The 15,375-nt window shown below is 54.5% G+C and carries 29 protein-coding genes; all 29 read left to right on the top strand.

The genetic code is table 11. The features are described from left to right. Positions 1-44: 44 nt before the first annotated feature. The 29 genes from rpsJ to KGD89_RS22695 all read left to right on the top strand — a co-directional run bounded on the left by rpsJ (position 45) and on the right by KGD89_RS22695 (position 15,372). A complete protein-coding gene (rpsJ, locus tag KGD89_RS22835; protein WP_003186070.1) occupies positions 45-356 on the top strand; it encodes a 30S ribosomal protein S10 in 312 nt (103 codons plus the stop codon). Between the two features lie 81 nt (positions 357-437). Then, on the top strand, positions 438-1,073 hold the full coding sequence (gene rplC, locus KGD89_RS22830; protein WP_025262053.1) for a 50S ribosomal protein L3: 636 nt from the start codon (positions 438-440) through the stop codon (positions 1,071-1,073). 12 nt (positions 1,074-1,085) lie between these two features. Next, positions 1,086-1,688: a 50S ribosomal protein L4 gene (gene rplD, locus KGD89_RS22825; protein WP_025262052.1), complete on the top strand. Its 603-nt coding sequence runs from the start codon at positions 1,086-1,088 to the stop codon at positions 1,686-1,688. After that, a complete protein-coding gene (gene rplW, locus KGD89_RS22820) occupies positions 1,685-1,984 on the top strand; it encodes a 50S ribosomal protein L23 (protein WP_002555488.1) in 300 nt (99 codons plus the stop codon). Before rplD ends, rplW begins: the two co-directional genes overlap by 4 nt. A gap of 14 nt (positions 1,985-1,998) precedes the next feature. Then, entirely contained in the window at positions 1,999-2,823 is an 825-nt protein-coding gene (rplB, locus tag KGD89_RS22815) for a 50S ribosomal protein L2 (RefSeq protein WP_007924198.1), read from the top strand. Positions 2,824-2,839: 16 nt separating this feature from the next. Further along, complete coding sequence (rpsS, locus tag KGD89_RS22810; protein WP_004883670.1) at positions 2,840-3,115, top strand: 30S ribosomal protein S19; 276 nt, start codon at positions 2,840-2,842, stop codon at positions 3,113-3,115. A 13-nt stretch (positions 3,116-3,128) separates the two neighbouring features. After that, complete coding sequence (gene rplV / locus KGD89_RS22805; RefSeq protein WP_002555485.1) at positions 3,129-3,461, top strand: 50S ribosomal protein L22; 333 nt, start codon at positions 3,129-3,131, stop codon at positions 3,459-3,461. 13 nt (positions 3,462-3,474) lie between these two features. Further along, a complete protein-coding gene (gene rpsC, locus KGD89_RS22800; RefSeq protein ID WP_025262051.1) occupies positions 3,475-4,161 on the top strand; it encodes a 30S ribosomal protein S3 in 687 nt (228 codons plus the stop codon). A 12-nt stretch (positions 4,162-4,173) separates the two neighbouring features. Continuing rightward, on the top strand, positions 4,174-4,587 hold the full coding sequence (gene rplP, locus KGD89_RS22795; protein WP_025262050.1) for a 50S ribosomal protein L16: 414 nt from the start codon (positions 4,174-4,176) through the stop codon (positions 4,585-4,587). Beyond that, positions 4,587-4,778, top strand: a complete 192-nt coding sequence (gene rpmC / locus KGD89_RS22790) for a 50S ribosomal protein L29 (RefSeq protein ID WP_002555481.1) — start codon at positions 4,587-4,589, stop codon at positions 4,776-4,778. The genes rplP and rpmC overlap by 1 nt, the downstream gene beginning before the upstream one ends. A 2-nt stretch (positions 4,779-4,780) precedes the next feature. After that, positions 4,781-5,047: a 30S ribosomal protein S17 gene (rpsQ, locus tag KGD89_RS22785; protein WP_002555480.1), complete on the top strand. Its 267-nt coding sequence runs from the start codon at positions 4,781-4,783 to the stop codon at positions 5,045-5,047. 23 nt (positions 5,048-5,070) lie between these two features. Beyond that, entirely contained in the window at positions 5,071-5,439 is a 369-nt protein-coding gene (rplN, locus tag KGD89_RS22780; protein ID WP_002555479.1) for a 50S ribosomal protein L14, read from the top strand. Positions 5,440-5,450: 11 nt separating this feature from the next. Continuing rightward, a complete protein-coding gene (gene rplX, locus KGD89_RS22775; RefSeq protein WP_002555478.1) occupies positions 5,451-5,765 on the top strand; it encodes a 50S ribosomal protein L24 in 315 nt (104 codons plus the stop codon). A 20-nt stretch (positions 5,766-5,785) separates the two neighbouring features. Then, positions 5,786-6,325: a 50S ribosomal protein L5 gene (rplE, locus tag KGD89_RS22770; RefSeq protein ID WP_004883677.1), complete on the top strand. Its 540-nt coding sequence runs from the start codon at positions 5,786-5,788 to the stop codon at positions 6,323-6,325. A gap of 13 nt (positions 6,326-6,338) precedes the next feature. Beyond that, a complete protein-coding gene (rpsN, locus tag KGD89_RS22765) occupies positions 6,339-6,644 on the top strand; it encodes a 30S ribosomal protein S14 (RefSeq protein WP_025262049.1) in 306 nt (101 codons plus the stop codon). A gap of 213 nt (positions 6,645-6,857) precedes the next feature. Then, positions 6,858-7,250, top strand: coding sequence for a 30S ribosomal protein S8 (rpsH, locus tag KGD89_RS22760; RefSeq protein ID WP_025262048.1), 393 nt, complete (start codon positions 6,858-6,860; stop codon positions 7,248-7,250). Positions 7,251-7,262: 12 nt separating this feature from the next. Then, entirely contained in the window at positions 7,263-7,796 is a 534-nt protein-coding gene (gene rplF / locus KGD89_RS22755) for a 50S ribosomal protein L6 (RefSeq protein ID WP_025262047.1), read from the top strand. Between the two features lie 10 nt (positions 7,797-7,806). Further along, positions 7,807-8,157 carry a 50S ribosomal protein L18 gene (gene rplR / locus KGD89_RS22750; RefSeq protein WP_002555473.1) on the top strand — a complete coding sequence of 117 codons (351 nt, stop codon included), beginning with the start codon at positions 7,807-7,809 and terminating at the stop codon, positions 8,155-8,157. Between the two features lie 3 nt (positions 8,158-8,160). Continuing rightward, positions 8,161-8,661 (top strand): 30S ribosomal protein S5, encoded by a 501-nt coding sequence (rpsE, locus tag KGD89_RS22745; RefSeq protein ID WP_024687031.1) that lies wholly within the window; start codon positions 8,161-8,163, stop codon positions 8,659-8,661. A 2-nt stretch (positions 8,662-8,663) separates the two neighbouring features. Next, positions 8,664-8,840: a 50S ribosomal protein L30 gene (gene rpmD / locus KGD89_RS22740; RefSeq protein ID WP_010220317.1), complete on the top strand. Its 177-nt coding sequence runs from the start codon at positions 8,664-8,666 to the stop codon at positions 8,838-8,840. A 3-nt stretch (positions 8,841-8,843) separates the two neighbouring features. Beyond that, a complete protein-coding gene (rplO, locus tag KGD89_RS22735; protein ID WP_007924183.1) occupies positions 8,844-9,278 on the top strand; it encodes a 50S ribosomal protein L15 in 435 nt (144 codons plus the stop codon). After that, positions 9,279-10,613, top strand: coding sequence for a preprotein translocase subunit SecY (gene secY, locus KGD89_RS22730; protein ID WP_025262046.1), 1,335 nt, complete (start codon positions 9,279-9,281; stop codon positions 10,611-10,613). Between the two features lie 28 nt (positions 10,614-10,641). Continuing rightward, entirely contained in the window at positions 10,642-10,758 is a 117-nt protein-coding gene (rpmJ, locus tag KGD89_RS22725) for a 50S ribosomal protein L36 (protein WP_002555468.1), read from the top strand. Positions 10,759-10,888: 130 nt separating this feature from the next. Then, positions 10,889-11,245: a 30S ribosomal protein S13 gene (gene rpsM / locus KGD89_RS22720; RefSeq protein ID WP_004883692.1), complete on the top strand. Its 357-nt coding sequence runs from the start codon at positions 10,889-10,891 to the stop codon at positions 11,243-11,245. Positions 11,246-11,275: 30 nt separating this feature from the next. Continuing rightward, positions 11,276-11,665 (top strand): 30S ribosomal protein S11, encoded by a 390-nt coding sequence (gene rpsK, locus KGD89_RS22715; RefSeq protein ID WP_002555466.1) that lies wholly within the window; start codon positions 11,276-11,278, stop codon positions 11,663-11,665. A gap of 18 nt (positions 11,666-11,683) precedes the next feature. Beyond that, positions 11,684-12,304, top strand: coding sequence for a 30S ribosomal protein S4 (gene rpsD, locus KGD89_RS22710; RefSeq protein WP_025262045.1), 621 nt, complete (start codon positions 11,684-11,686; stop codon positions 12,302-12,304). 22 nt (positions 12,305-12,326) lie between these two features. Continuing rightward, the gene (locus tag KGD89_RS22705; RefSeq protein WP_025262044.1) at positions 12,327-13,328 is read left to right on the top strand and encodes a DNA-directed RNA polymerase subunit alpha; all 1,002 of its coding nucleotides are present in this window, start codon (positions 12,327-12,329) and stop codon (positions 13,326-13,328) included. Between the two features lie 42 nt (positions 13,329-13,370). Beyond that, entirely contained in the window at positions 13,371-13,757 is a 387-nt protein-coding gene (gene rplQ, locus KGD89_RS22700; protein WP_025262043.1) for a 50S ribosomal protein L17, read from the top strand. A gap of 166 nt (positions 13,758-13,923) precedes the next feature. After that, the gene (locus KGD89_RS22695; RefSeq protein WP_025262042.1) at positions 13,924-15,372 is read left to right on the top strand and encodes a catalase; all 1,449 of its coding nucleotides are present in this window, start codon (positions 13,924-13,926) and stop codon (positions 15,370-15,372) included. The last annotated feature ends 3 nt before the right edge of the window (positions 15,373-15,375 follow it).

Genomic DNA, 15,375 nt, shown 5'->3' with positions numbered 1-15,375 from the left:
CGTATTGCGCTCGGTGGGAACAGCAATCTGGAGTCTGAAATCCAATGCAAAATCAGCAAATCCGTATCAGGTTGAAGGCTTTTGACCATCGCCTGATCGACCAATCAACCCAGGAAATCGTGGAAACCGCGAAACGTACTGGTGCTCAGGTGCGTGGTCCAATTCCACTGCCGACCCGTAAAGAGCGGTTCACCGTTCTGGTTTCTCCGCACGTCAACAAAGACGCGCGCGACCAGTACGAGATCCGCACTCATAAGCGCGTTCTGGACATCGTCCAGCCAACGGATAAAACCGTTGACGCTCTTATGAAGCTTGATCTTGCGGCCGGTGTGGAAGTGCAGATCAGCCTCGGCTAAGACTTGGGTCTTAGTCGTGTAACGCTCTGAAATGGGCGGCCATAGCGGGTGAAAGCCCCGTACACTCATGAGGTTTACAACATGACTATTGGTGTAGTCGGTCGTAAATGCGGTATGACCCGTATTTTCACCGAAGAAGGTGTCTCCATTCCGGTCACGGTCATTGAGATCGAGCCGAATCGCGTCACTCAGTTCAAAACCGAAGAAACCGATGGCTATCGTGCAGTGCAAGTCACTGTCGGCGAGCGTCGTGCTTCGCGTGTTACAGCTGCCCAAGCTGGCCACTTCGCCAAGGCGAACGTAGCTGCTGGTCGCACTGTTCTTGAATTCCGTCTTGAAGAAGGCGAATACAAGGCTGGCGATCTGATCAACGCTGAAATCTTCGCTGCTGGTCAACTGGTTGATGTAACCGGTCAGTCCAAAGGTAAAGGCTTCCAGGGTACGATCAAGCGCTGGAATTTCCGTGGTCAGGATAACACCCACGGTAACTCCGTATCCCACCGCGTCCCAGGCTCTATCGGCCAGTGCCAGACTCCTGGTCGTGTATTCAAGGGCAAAAAAATGTCCGGTCATATGGGCGCTGAGCGCGTGACCGTGCAGTCCCTCGAAGTAGTGCGCGTGGACGCTGAACGCAATCTGTTGTTGGTCAAGGGCGCTGTTCCTGGCGCTACTGGCGGCAATCTGGTTGTACGTCCAGCAGCCAAGGCTCGCGGTTAAGGGGAAGCTGACATGCAATTAAATGTAAATGACGCTCAAGCAATCGAAGTTTCCGAACTGACATTTGGCGGCGAATTCAACGAGACACTGGTGCACCAGGCAGTCGTAGCCTACATGGCTGGCGGTCGTCAGGGCAGCAAGCAGCAAAAGACCCGTTCCGACGTTTCCGGTGGCGGTAAGCGCCCATGGCGTCAGAAGGGTACTGGCCGCGCTCGTGCCGGTACTATCCGTAGCCCAATCTGGCGTGGCGGCGGTACCACTTTCGCAGCTCGTCCTCAGGATCACACCCAGAAACTCAACAAGAAGATGTATCGCGCTGCTCTGCGTTCCATCCTTGGTGAGCTGGTCCGTACTGATCGTCTGGTCGTGGTTCAGGACTTCGCTGTCGAAGCACCGAAAACCAAAGACCTGCTGGGCAAGCTGAATGGCATGGGTCTGACCGATGTTCTGATCGTGTCTGACGCTGTTGACCAGAATCTGTACCTGGCTGCTCGTAACCTGCCTCACGTCGACGTGCGTGATGTTCAAGGTTCCGATCCAGTTAGTCTGATCGCATACGACAAAGTGTTGATCACTGTGTCGGCCGTGAAGAAATTCGAGGAGCTGCTGGGATGAACCAGGAACGCGTATTTAAAGTTCTACTTGGCCCGCACGTTTCCGAGAAGGCCACGGTTCTGGCTGACAAGAAAGGCCAGTTCGTTTTCAAGGTTGCTACTGACGCAACCAAGCTGGAAATCAAGAAGGCCGTCGAAAGCCTGTTCAGCGTGAAAGTAGAGCGTGTTACTACCCTGAATGTTCTGGGTAAGAGCAAACGCACTGCTCGCGGTCTGGGCAAGCGTAATGACTGGAAGAAGGCAGTTATCTCCCTTCAGCCAGGCCAAGATCTCGATTTCAGCAGCAGTGCTGAGTAAGGAAGGGGTGCATCATGGCAATCGTTAAATGCAAACCGACTTCCCCTGGCCGCCGTTTTGTGGTCAAGGTGGTCAATCAGGAGCTGCATAAAGGCGCTCCTCACGCACCGCTGCTCGAGAAAAAATCGAAGTCTGGTGGTCGTAACAACAATGGCCGTATCACTACACGTCACGTGGGTGGTGGTCATAAGCAGCATTACCGTTTGGTTGACTTCCGTCGCAACGACAAAGATGGCATCGCTGCCACTGTCGAGCGTATCGAATACGATCCAAACCGTACTGCTCACATCGCTTTGCTGCTGTACGCAGACGGCGAGCGTCGCTACATCATCGCCCCTAAAGGCGTGAGTGCTGGCGACCAGCTGATCGCTGGTGCTCTGGCTCCAATCAAGCCGGGCAACGCTCTTCAACTGCGCAACATTCCAGTTGGTAGCACCGTACACGGCATCGAACTGAAGCCAGGTAAAGGCGCACAGATCGCTCGTTCCGCTGGTGCTTCTGCACAGCTGATCGCTCGTGAAGGTGTGTACGTTACTCTGCGTCTTCGCTCCGGTGAGATGCGTAAAGTACTGGCGGAATGCCGTGCAACGCTTGGTGAAGTCTCGAACTCCGAGCACAGCCTGCGTTCCCTGGGTAAAGCTGGTGCCAAACGCTGGCGTGGCGTTCGCCCAACCGTTCGTGGTGTTGCCATGAACCCGGTTGACCACCCACATGGTGGTGGTGAAGGTCGTACCTCTGGTGGTCGTCATCCGGTATCGCCGTGGGGCTTCCCGACTAAGGGCGCGAAGACTCGTGGTAATAAGCGTACCGACAAAATGATCGTCCGTCGTCGCAAGTAAATAGAGGGATACGACAGTGCCACGTTCTCTGAAAAAAGGTCCTTTTATTGATCTTCACCTACTGAAGAAGATCGAAGTGGCGGCGGAAAAGAACGATCGCAAACCAGTGAAAACCTGGTCGCGTCGTTCGATGATCCTGCCACAAATGGTCGGTTTGACCATTGCTGTGCATAACGGTCGTCAACATGTCCCAGTTCTCGTGAGCGAAGACATGGTCGGCCATAAACTGGGCGAGTTTGCCGGTACCCGCACTTATCGTGGGCACGTGGCAGACAAGAAAGCCAAGCGTTAAGGGGTAAGGAACGATGGAAGTAGCCGCTAAGTTGTCGGGCGCTCGAATCTCCGCCCAGAAAGCCCGCTTGGTCGCCGACCAGATCCGCGGGAAGAAGGTGGGCGAAGCGCTCAACCTGTTGGCTTTCAGCAGTAAGAAAGCCGCCGAGATCCTGAAGAAAGTGCTGGAGTCGGCTGTAGCCAACGCCGAGCATAACGAAGGCGCAGACGTTGATGACCTGAAGGTCTCAACCGTTTTCGTCAACGAAGGGCGTTCGCTGAAGCGCATCATGCCACGTGCCAAAGGCCGTGCTGATCGCATCGTCAAGCGGTCTTGCCATATCACTGTCAAGGTCGCTGACAAGTAACGGAGTCGAAGAGATGGGTCAGAAAGTACATCCCATTGGCATTCGCCTGGGAATCGTCAAGGAGCACACCTCCGTCTGGTACGCAGACGGTCGCACTTACGCAGACTACCTGCTGGCAGATCTGCAGGTGCGTGAGTACCTCCAAGACAAACTAAAAAGCGCGTCCGTAAGCCGTATCGATATCCATCGTCCGGCTCAGACAGCACGTATCACCATCCACACTGCTCGTCCAGGTATCGTTATCGGGAAGAAAGGTGAAGATGTTGAGAAACTGCGTCAGGACCTGACCAAGCAAATGGGTGTGCCTGTGCACATCAATATCGAAGAGATCCGCAAGCCGGAGCTCGACGGTATGCTGGTTGCGCAGAGCGTAGCTCAGCAGCTGGAGCGTCGTGTAATGTTCCGTCGCGCCATGAAGCGCGCTGTACAGAACGCCATGCGCATTGGTGCCAAAGGCATCAAAATCCAAGTGAGCGGTCGTCTCGGCGGTGCTGAAATCGCACGTACTGAATGGTATCGCGAAGGTCGTGTGCCACTGCACACCCTGCGTGCCGACATCGACTATGCCAACTACGAAGCTCACACCACCTACGGTGTGATCGGTGTAAAGGTTTGGATCTTCAAAGGCGAAGTAATTGGTGGTCGCCAAGAAGAACTGAAACCACAAGCACCAGCGCCTCGTAAAAAAGCTGCTAAGTAAGGGGTACGCCAAATGTTGCAACCAAAGCGTACGAAGTTCCGCAAGCAAATGACTGGCCACAACCGTGGTCTGGCATTGCGCGGTAGCAAAGTCAGCTTCGGCGAGTTCGCGCTGAAGTCTGTAGCTCGTGGTCGTCTCACCGCTCGTCAGATCGAGTCAGCGCGTCGTGCTCTGACCCGTCACGTTAAACGTGGCGGCAAGATCTGGATCCGTGTATTCCCGGACAAGCCTATTTCCAAAAAGCCCCTAGAAGTTCGTATGGGTAAAGGTAAGGGTAACGTCGAGTACTGGGTTGCCCAGATTCAGCCAGGCAAAGTCCTGTATGAAATCGAGGGTGTTACTGAAGAGCTGGCGCGTGAGGCTTTCGCCCTGGCTGCTGCAAAGCTGCCGCTCGCCACCTCCTTTGTTAAGCGGACGGTGATGTGATGAAAGCGAATGAACTTCGTGAAAAATCAGCACAGCAGCTGAACGAGCAACTGCTCGGCCTGCTGCGCGACCAGTTCAATCTGCGTATGCAGAAAGCAACTGGCCAGTTGGGGCAGTCTCACCTGCTCTCGCAAGTTAAGCGTGACATCGCTCGCGTGAAGACTGTGCTCAACCAGCAGGCAGGTAAGTAATCATGGCTGAAGCCGAAAAAACCGTCCGTACGCTGACTGGCCGTGTTGTCAGCGACAAGATGGACAAGACCATCACCGTTCTGATTGAGCGTCGCGTAAAGCACCCGATCTACGGTAAATACGTTAAGCGTTCGACTAAGCTGCACGCGCACGACGAAACCAATCAGTGCCATATCGGCGACAAAGTCACTATTCGTGAAACTCGTCCGGTAGCCAAGACCAAGTCTTGGGCGTTGGTTGATATCCTCGAACGCGCTGTGGAAGTCTAAGGACTAGGGGTCGGAGAAATTATATGATTCAGACTCAATCCATGCTCGATGTGGCCGATAACAGCGGCGCTCGCCGCGTTATGTGCATCAAGGTGCTGGGTGGCTCCCATCGTCGTTACGCTGGTATCGGTGACATCATCAAAGTGACCGTCAAGGAAGCAATTCCGCGCGGTAAGGTGAAAAAAGGCCAAGTGATGACTGCTGTTGTAGTCCGCACTCGCCACGGTGTTCGTCGTGCAGACGGCTCCATCATCCGCTTCGATGGCAACGCTGCTGTTCTTCTGAACAACAAGCAAGAGCCGATCGGTACCCGTATCTTTGGGCCAGTGACCCGTGAACTTCGTACTGAGAAGTTCATGAAGATCGTCTCGCTCGCCCCAGAAGTGCTGTAAGGAGATCCGACATGCAAAAGATTCGTCGTGACGACGAGATCATCGTGATCGCCGGCAAAGACAAAGGTAAGCGCGGTAAGGTGCTCAAGGTTCTCGCTGACGACCGTCTGGTCGTTGGTGGGATCAACCTGGTGAAGCGTCATACCAAGCCAAACCCGATGTCGGGCGTACAGGGCGGTATCGTCGAGAAAGAAGCGCCACTGCACGCTTCCAACGTCGCCATTTTCAACGGCGCAACCAACAAGGCTGACCGCGTTGGTTTCAAAGTTGAAGACGGCAAGAAAATTCGTGTCTTCAAGTCGACCCAAAAAGCGGTTGATGCTTGAACACTGCTAGGTAGAAGACCATGGCACGACTAAAAGAGATTTACCGGAAGGAAATCGCTCCGAAGCTTAAGGAAGAACTTAAGCTGGCGAACGTGATGGAAGTTCCGCGCGTTACCAAAATCACCCTGAACATGGGTCTGGGCGAAGCGATCGGCGACAAAAAAGTCATCGAGCACGCTGTTGCTGACCTGGAAAAGATCACCGGTCAAAAAGTTGTTGTGACTTACGCTCGGAAATCCATCGCTGGCTTTAAAGTCCGTGAAGGTTGGCCGATCGGCGTCAAAGTAACTCTGCGCCGCGATCGTATGTACGAGTTCCTGGATCGTCTGCTGTCGATCTCCCTGCCTCGGGTTCGCGACTTCCGCGGCCTGAATGCCAAGTCCTTTGATGGTCGTGGCAACTACAGCATGGGCGTAAAAGAGCAGATCATCTTCCCGGAAATCGACTACGACAAGATCGATGCTCTCCGCGGTCTGGACATTACCCTGACCACCACTGCCAAGAACGATGATGAAGGTCGCGCACTGCTGCGTGCTTTCAAATTCCCGTTCCGCAACTGATTGGAGTAGGAAAATGGCCAAGAAGAGCATGAAAAACCGTGAGCTGAAGCGTCAGCTCACCGTTGCCAAGTTCGCCGTGAAGCGTGCAGCGCTCAAAGCAATCATCGTTGATCTGAACGCAAGTCCAGAAGCGCGCTGGGAAGCTACCGTAGCTCTGCAGAAGCAACCACGTGACGCAAGCGCTTCGCGCATGCGTAACCGTTGCCGCATCACCGGTCGTCCACACGGCGTCTATCGCAAGTTCGGCCTGGGCCGTAACAAGCTGCGTGAAGCAGCAATGCGTGGCGACGTACCGGGTCTGGTTAAAGCCAGCTGGTAAGACGTACCTCTCGCTACCTGTCGTCGGTTTCGCAAGAAATCGATGCCAGGTGAGTCGGGAAATCAAATCAAGCCCCTTTTGGGGCTTGATTCGTTTCTGCGGTAGGTCTAGAATTGCCGGCTCGCCTGAGCCCGTGTTTTTACTTGCCCGGAATATCTCGGCGACAAGCTGTAGCCGCAAGGCTAATTATTTTGTATTAGGAGCGTCTAGCCCATGAGTATGCAGGACCCGTTAGCGGACATGCTAACTCGTATCCGTAATGCCCAGATGGCTGAAAAGCCCGTCGTAAGCATGCCATCTTCCACGTTGAAGGTTGCTGTAGCCAAAGTCCTGAAAGACGAAGGTTACATTGCGGGTTATCAGATCAGCAGCGAAATCAAGCCACTGCTGTCCATCGAGCTGAAGTACTTCGAAGGCCGTCCAGTCATCGAAGAAGTGAAGCGCGTCAGCCGCCCAGGCTTGCGTCAGTACAAGTCCTCCGATGATCTGCCGAAAGTTCGTGGCGGTCTTGGTGTGTCTATCGTCTCCACCAACAAAGGTGTGATGACGGATCGTGCTGCGCGCGCTGCCGGTGTCGGTGGCGAAGTGCTTTGCACTGTGTTCTAAGGGGGGATAAGCATGTCACGCGTAGCTAAGAACCCCGTTAAGTTGCCAGCCGGTGTCGAAGTCAAATTCGTTGGCCAGCAGCTTTCGGTGAAGGGTGCCAAGGGTACTCTGGAACTGAACATCCATTCGTCCGTTGAAATTGTTGAAGAAGCTGGTGAGCTGCGTTTCGCTGCTCGCAATGGCGATCAACAGACTCGCGCAATGGCAGGCACAACTCGTGCACTGGTTAACAACATGGTCCAAGGCGTAAGCCAAGGCTTCGAGCGCAAGCTCCAGCTGGTCGGTGTTGGTTACAAAGCGCAAGCAAAAGGCTCGGTCCTGAACCTGGCACTTGGCTTCTCGCACCCGGTGGATTACGAATTGCCGAATGGCATTACCGCTGAGACCCCCAACCAAACCGATATCTTCATTCGTGGTATCGACAAGCAGTTGGTTGGTCAAGTGGCCGCTGAGATCCGCGACTTCCGCCGTCCTGAGCCGTACAAAGGCAAAGGTGTGCGTTACGCAGACGAAGTCGTCCGCCGTAAAGAAGCCAAGAAGAAGTAGGGCATAGCAAATGACCGTCAAAAAAGTTACCCGACTGCGTCGCGCTCGCAAAGCACGCCTGAAAATGCACGAGCTAGAAGTCGTGCGTCTCTGCGTGCACCGCTCTTCGCAGCACATTTATGCCCAGGTCATTTCGGCCGACGGCAGCAAAGTCCTGGCAAGCGCCTCGACTTTGGACAAAGAACTGCGTGATGGCGCCACTGGCAACATCGACGCGGCCACTAAGGTTGGCAAGCTGGTCGCCGAGCGTGCAAAAGCCGCTGGCGTATCGCAAGTGGCTTTCGACCGTTCTGGCTTCAAGTACCACGGCCGTGTCAAAGCGCTGGCTGATGCTGCTCGTGAAGGCGGGCTGGAGTTCTAAGTTATGGCAAATAACGACCAAAAACGCGACGAAGGCTACATCGAGAAGCTGGTTCAAGTTAACCGCGTGGCCAAAACCGTAAAAGGCGGCCGTATCTTCACTTTCACTGCGTTGACCGTAGTGGGTGATGGTAAAGGGCGCGTTGGCTTCGGCCGTGGCAAGTCACGTGAAGTGCCTGCTGCAATCCAGAAAGCGATGGAAGCTGCTCGCCGCAACATGATCCAAGTCGATCTGAACGGCACTACCCTGCAGTACGCAATGAAGTCTGCCCATGGCGCTTCGAAGGTGTACATGCAGCCTGCTTCTGAAGGTACCGGTATCATCGCTGGCGGCGCTATGCGCGCAGTGCTGGAAGTTGCTGGTGTCCAGAACGTATTGGCCAAGTGCTACGGCTCTACTAACCCGGTAAACGTGGTTCACGCCACTTTCAAAGGTCTGAAGGGCATGCAGTCTCCTGAGTCCATCGCTGCCAAACGTGGCAAGCGTGTTGAGGAGATCATCTGATCATGGCTACCGTTAAAGTAACGCTGATCAAAAGCACCGCCGGCCGTCTCCCTAACCACAAACTGTGCGTTAAGGGTCTGGGTCTGCGTCGCATCGGTCACACTGTAGAAGTCCTGGATACTCCCGAGAATCGCGGGATGATCAACAAGGCTTACTACATGCTGCGAGTCGAGGGTTAATCGATGAAACTCAATGATCTGAGTCCAGCGCCGGGTTCCCGTCGCGAAAAGCATCGTCCGGGCCGTGGTATCGGTAGTGGTTTGGGTAAGACTGGTGGCCGTGGTCACAAAGGTCAGACCTCCCGCTCCGGTGGCACCATTGCTCCGGGCTTTGAAGGCGGCCAACAGCCGTTGCATCGTCGTCTGCCAAAATTCGGTTTCGTTTCCCTGAAAGCCATGGATCGCGCAGAAGTGCGTCTGTCCGAGCTGGCCAAAGTGGAAGGCGACATCGTAACTGTGCAGTCCCTGAAGGATGCCAACGTGATTAACCAAAACGTACAGCGTGTGAAAATCATGCTGTCCGGCGAAGTTACTCGCGCTGTCACCATCAAAGGTATCGCAGCCACCAAAGGTGCGCGTGCGGCTATCGAAGCAGCTGGCGGCAAGTTCGAGGAATAAATGGCTAAGCAAGGTGCTCTCTCTGCGCTCGGCAAAGGCGGTATGTCTGAACTCTGGGCTCGTCTGCGTTTTCTGTTCCTGGCGATTATCGTCTACCGAATAGGCGCACACATCCCGGTTCCAGGTATCAACCCGGATCGACTGGCAGACCTGTTTCGACAGAATGAGGGGACCATTCTTAGCTTGTTCAACATGTTTTCCGGCGGCGCGCTGGAGCGGATGAGTATCTTTGCACTGGGGATCATGCCGTACATTTCGGCATCGATCATCATGCAGCTGATGACCGCCGTCAGCCCGCAGCTGGAGCAGTTGAAGAAGGAAGGTGAAGCTGGCCGTCGCAAGATCAGCCAGTACACCCGCTACGGCACCGTCGTCCTGGCATTGGTTCAAGCTATCGGCATGTCCGTTGGCCTGGCCAGTCAGGGCGTTGCTTTCTCTGCAGATATCGGCTTCCACTTCGTGGCTGTCACCACCTTCGTGGCTGGTGCAATGTTCATGATGTGGCTGGGCGAGCAGATTACCGAGCGCGGTGTTGGTAACGGTATCTCGATGTTGATTTTCGCAGGTATCGTCGCCGGTCTTCCGAGAGCGATCGGGCAGTCTTTCGAGTCTGCACGCACGGGTGATATCAATATCTTCGCCCTGGTTGCGATCGGTTTGCTGGCAGTAGCGATCATCGGTTTCGTGGTGTTCATTGAGCGTGGTCAGCGTCGTATTGCTGTTCACTACGCCAAGCGTCAGCAGGGCCGTAAGGTCTTCGCTGCGCAGACCAGCCACCTGCCGCTGAAAGTGAATATGGCTGGTGTTATTCCTGCCATTTTTGCGAGCAGCATCTTGCTGTTCCCGGCTTCGCTGGGTTCCTGGTTCGGTCAGTCTGAAGGTATGGGCTGGTTGCAGGACATCTCGCAGTCGATCGCTCCTGGTCAGCCGTTGAATATTCTGCTGTTTAGTGCAGGGATTATTTTCTTCTGCTTCTTCTATACGGCGTTGATGTTCAATCCGAAAGACGTAGCGGAAAACCTGAAGAAGTCCGGTGCCTTTATTCCGGGTATCCGTCCAGGTGAGCAGTCGGCACGCTATATTGATGGCGTCCTGACCCGCTTGACCATGTTCGGTGCTCTTTATATGACGGCCGTGTGCCTGCTTCCCCAGTTTCTGGTGGTTGCAGCAAACGTACCGTTCTACCTTGGCGGGACCTCGTTGCTGATCGTGGTCGTGGTTGTGATGGACTTTATGTCGCAAGTACAATCTCACCTCGTTTCGCACCAGTATGAATCCCTGATGAAGAAAGCCAACCTGAAGGGTTACGGCAGCGGCGGCGGAATGCTGCGCTGAGGTACCCATAAGGTTCGAGGAGTTGGTGATGAAAGTTCGTGCATCGGTGAAAAAGCTGTGCCGTAACTGCAAGATTATTCGCCGCGAAGGTGTGGTTCGAGTAATTTGCAGCGCGGAACCACGTCATAAGCAGCGCCAAGGCTGATTGTGATTTGTGCTTAAGCCCAGCAGCTAGTGCGCTGCTGGGTTGATTATTTGTTCCTACAGCGATATTATCTCGCGCCCTATTTCTTGGCTTCCGGGGCGTAGGTAGCTGTCAATTGGAGTCCCACTGAATGGCCCGTATTGCAGGCGTTAACATTCCAGATAACAAGCATACTGTTATCTCGCTGACCTACATCTATGGTGTTGGTCGCACAACTGCACAGAAAATTTGTGCAACCACTGGGGTTAACCCAGCGGCAAAGATCAAAGATCTGAGCGACGAGCAGATTGAACAGCTGCGTGGCGAAGTGGCGAAGTTCACCACTGAAGGTGACCTGCGTCGCGAAATCAACATGAAAATCAAGCGCTTGATGGATTTGGGCTGCTACCGCGGTCTGCGTCATCGTCGTGGTCTGCCAGTACGCGGTCAGCGTACCAAGACCAATGCGCGTACTCGCAAAGGTCCGCGTAAGCCGATCCGCAAGTAATCGCTCCAGCGTTTCGACAGGAATTTAGTCATGGCAAAACCTGCTGCTCGTCCTCGTAAAAAAGTTAAAAAGACAGTGGTTGATGGCATCGCCCACATCCACGCGTCGTTTAACAACACAATCGTCACCATTACCGATCGTCAAGGTAACGCTCTTTCCTGGGCTACCTCCGGCGGTTCGGGTTTCCGTGGTTCACGCAAGTCCACCCCGTTCGCTGCTCAAGTAGCTGCCGAGCGTGCTGGTCAAGCCGCGCTGGAGTACGGTCTGAAAAACCTCGACGTCAATGTCAAGGGTCCAGGCCCAGGTCGTGAATCCGCTGTCCGTGCATTGAACGGCTGTGGCTATAAGATCGCCAGCATCACCGACGTGACGCCAATCCCGCACAACGGGTGCCGTCCGCCGAAGAAGCGCCGCGTGTAATCCAGGAGACTGTAAGAAATGGCTCGTTACATTGGTCCAAAATGCAAACTTGCTCGTCGTGAAGGCACCGATCTCTTTCTGAAGAGCGGCGTTCGCGCTATCGAATCCAAGTGCAACATCGAAGCAGCTCCAGGCATCCACGGTCAACGCCGCGGTCGCCAGTCCGATTACGGTACTCAGCTGCGTGAAAAGCAAAAAGTCCGTCGTATCTACGGCGTTCTCGAGCGTCAGTTCAGCGGCTACTACAAAGAAGCTGCCGGCAAGAAAGGCGCAACAGGCGAAAACCTGCTGCAATTGCTCGAATGCCGTCTGGACAACGTTGTATATCGTATGGGCTTCGGCTCGACTCGTGCCGAATCCCGTCAACTGGTTTCGCACAAGTCGATCAGCGTCAACGGCAAAACCGTTAACGTTCCTTCTTACCAGGTTCGTGCTGGTGACGTAGTCGCTATTCGCGAGAAGGCCAAGAACCAACTGCGTATTGTCCAGGCTCTCGATCTGTGTGCCCAACGTGGCCGCGTAGAATGGGTAGAAGTAGACACTGAGAAGAAATCGGGCGTTTTCAAGAACGTTCCAGCTCGCAGTGATCTATCCGCCGACATCAACGAAAGCCTGATTGTCGAGCTCTACTCCAAGTAAGGGCTAGAAAATAGGTGCATCCATGCAGATTTCGGTAAATGAGTTCCTGACACCCCGCCACATTGATGTGCAGGTTGTCAGTCCAACCCGCGCCAAGATTACTCTCGAGCCTCTCGAGCGTGGTTTTGGCCATACCCTGGGCAACGCGCTTCGCCGCATTCTGTTGTCCTCCATGCCCGGCTGTGCAGTAGTCGAGGCCGAGATTGACGGTGTACTCCATGAGTACAGCGCCATCGAAGGTGTACAGGAAGACGTAATTGAAATCCTGTTGAACCTTAAAGGTCTGGCTATCAAGCTGCACGGTCGAGACGAAGTTACGCTGACCTTGTCGAAGAAGGGTTCGGGGGTGGTTACCGCTGCCGATATTCAGCTGGATCATGATGTCGAGATCGTTAATCCCGATCACGTAATCGCTAACCTGGCGTCTAACGGCGCCTTGAACATGAAGCTCGTAGTAGCTCGTGGTCGTGGTTATGAACCGGCAGACTCGCGTCAGAGCGATGAAGACGAAAGCCGCAGCATTGGTCGTCTGCAGCTTGACTCTTCGTTCAGCCCAGTACGTCGCATCGCCTACGAGGTGCAAAACGCCCGTGTCGAGCAGCGTACCAACCTGGACAAGCTGGTTATTGATATGGAAACCAACGGTACTCTGGATCCTGAAGAGGCTATCCGTCGTGCTGCAACCATTCTGCAACAGCAGTTGGCTGCGTTCGTCGACCTCAAAGGTGACAGCGAACCAGTGGTAATCGAACAGGAAGATGAGATCGATCCGATCCTCCTCCGTCCGGTTGACGATTTGGAACTGACCGTGCGTTCGGCCAACTGCCTTAAGGCGGAGAACATTTACTACATCGGCGACCTGATTCAGCGTACCGAAGTAGAACTGTTGAAGACTCCGAACCTGGGCAAGAAATCCTTGACCGAGATCAAGGATGTCCTGGCTTCTCGTGGTCTTTCCCTCGGCATGCGCCTCGACAACTGGCCGCCTGCAAGTCTTAAGAAGGACGACAAGGCGACTGCCTGATCGTCGTAATCACCGAACGTTGTGTTTGGTAAGGAATGAACCATGCGTCATCGTAAAAGTGGACGTCACCTGAGCCGTACCAGCTCTCACCGCAAGGCTATGTTCCAGAACATGGCGGTGTCGCTGTTCGAGCACGAGCTGATCAAAACTACCCTGCCGAAAGCCAAGGAACTGCGCCGCGTTGCCGAGCCGCTGATCACTCTGGCCAAGGTAGACAGCGTTGCTAACCGTCGTTTGGCTTTCGACCGTACTCGTTCGAAAGAAATCGTTGGTAAGCTGTTCAACGATCTGGGCAAGCGCTATGCAACCCGTCAGGGCGGCTACCTGCGTATCCTCAAGTGCGGTTTCCGCGCTGGCGACAACGCGCCAATGGCGTACGTCGAGCTGGTTGATCGTCCTGTCGGTGGTGTTGTAGAAGCTGCTGAATAAGACGTCAGTCTGAACAAAGAACCGGGCCTTGTGCCCGGTTTTTTGTTTTTGAAATTCGTAAAAACTATCAGCTCGCATAATTTAATAAATTTGAGAGTGTTTCAGTTCTGACCAATAATCCTCCCCAGACCATTTTAGCCAGCCTATAAGACTGAGGAAGAATCCAATGAGCCAGACCAAAACGCTTACCACTGCCAGTGGCGCGCCTGTCGCGGATAACCAGAACTCTCGCTCCGCCGGTCCTCGTGGCCCGTTGCTGCTGGACGACTTTCACCTGATCGAGAAGCTTGCCCACTTCAACCGCGAGAACATTCCGGAGCGTCGTGTACACGCCAAGGGTTCGGGGGCTCACGGTACTTTCACAGTCACCCGCGACATTACCCAATACTCCAGCGCCAAGCTCTTCGAGTCGATCGGCAAGCAGACGCCTATATTCCTGCGCTTCTCCACTGTCGGTGGTGAGCGTGGCTCGGCTGACACCGAGCGTGACCCACGTGGTTTCGCTGTGAAGTTTTACACCGAAGAAGGTAACTGGGACATCGTGGGTAACAACACGCCTGTGTTCTTTATCCGTGATCCACTGAAATTCCCGGACTTCATCCACACCCAAAAGCGTCTGCCACAGAGCAACCTGAAAAGTGCACAAGCGATGTGGGACTTCTGGTCGTACTCTCCAGAGGCTTTGCACCAGATCACTATTCTGTTCTCTGATCGCGGCATCCCTGATGGCTACCGCCACATGCATGGCTTTGGTAGCCACACTTACAGCCTCATCAGCGCTGCGGGTGAGCGTCATTGGGTCAAGTGGCACTACAAGTCCAGGCAAGGCATCAAGAACCTGACGCCGGCTGATGCTGCTCGCCTGGCTGGTACCGACCCGGATTACGCACAGCGCGACCTGTTCACCGCCATCGAGCGTGGTGATTTCCCGAAATGGCAGGTGTGCATCCAGTTGATGAGTGAAGCTCAGGCTGCCAACCATCATGAAAACCCCTTCGATGTGACCAAGACCTGGTCGCAGAAAGAGTTTCCGTTGATCGAAGTCGGTGAGCTGGAGCTCAACCGTAACTCGCTCAACTACTTCGCTGAAGTCGAGCAGGCTGCTTTCGGCCCGAGCAACATGGTGCCAGGCGTAGGGCTGTCGCCTGATCGCATGCTCCAGGGGCGTGTGTTCGCTTACGCCGATGCTCATCGCTACCGTGTAGGCACCAACCACCAGCACTTGCCGATCAATGCTGCGAAAAGCCCAGTAAACAGCTATCAGCGTGACGGTGCCATGGCGCTCGGCATTAACGGCGGTGCGGCTCCGAACTACGAGCCAAACAGCTACGGCGATGCGCCAAAGCAGGCGCCTCGTTATGCCGAACCGGCTCTGGCCCTGAGTGGAACTGCCGATCGTCACGATCATCGTGAAGATACCGATTACTACAGCCAGGCTGGCAAGTTGTTCAACCTCATGGACGCCGACCAAAAGGCGTTGCTGATCGGCAATATTGCCGGTGCGATGCAGGGCGTTTCCAGTGATGTGGTACAGCGTCAGTTGCAGTACTTCTTCCAGGCTGACCCGGCTTATGGCGAAGGTATTGCCAAAGCCCTGGGCGTCAAACTGGGCTAACTC

The sequence above is a fragment of the Pseudomonas cichorii genome (assembly GCF_018343775.1).
GTDB lineage: Bacteria > Pseudomonadota > Gammaproteobacteria > Pseudomonadales > Pseudomonadaceae > Aquipseudomonas > Aquipseudomonas cichorii.
Note: the sequence above shows the minus strand (reverse complement) of the source record. Positions and strands in the feature narration are given on the sequence as shown.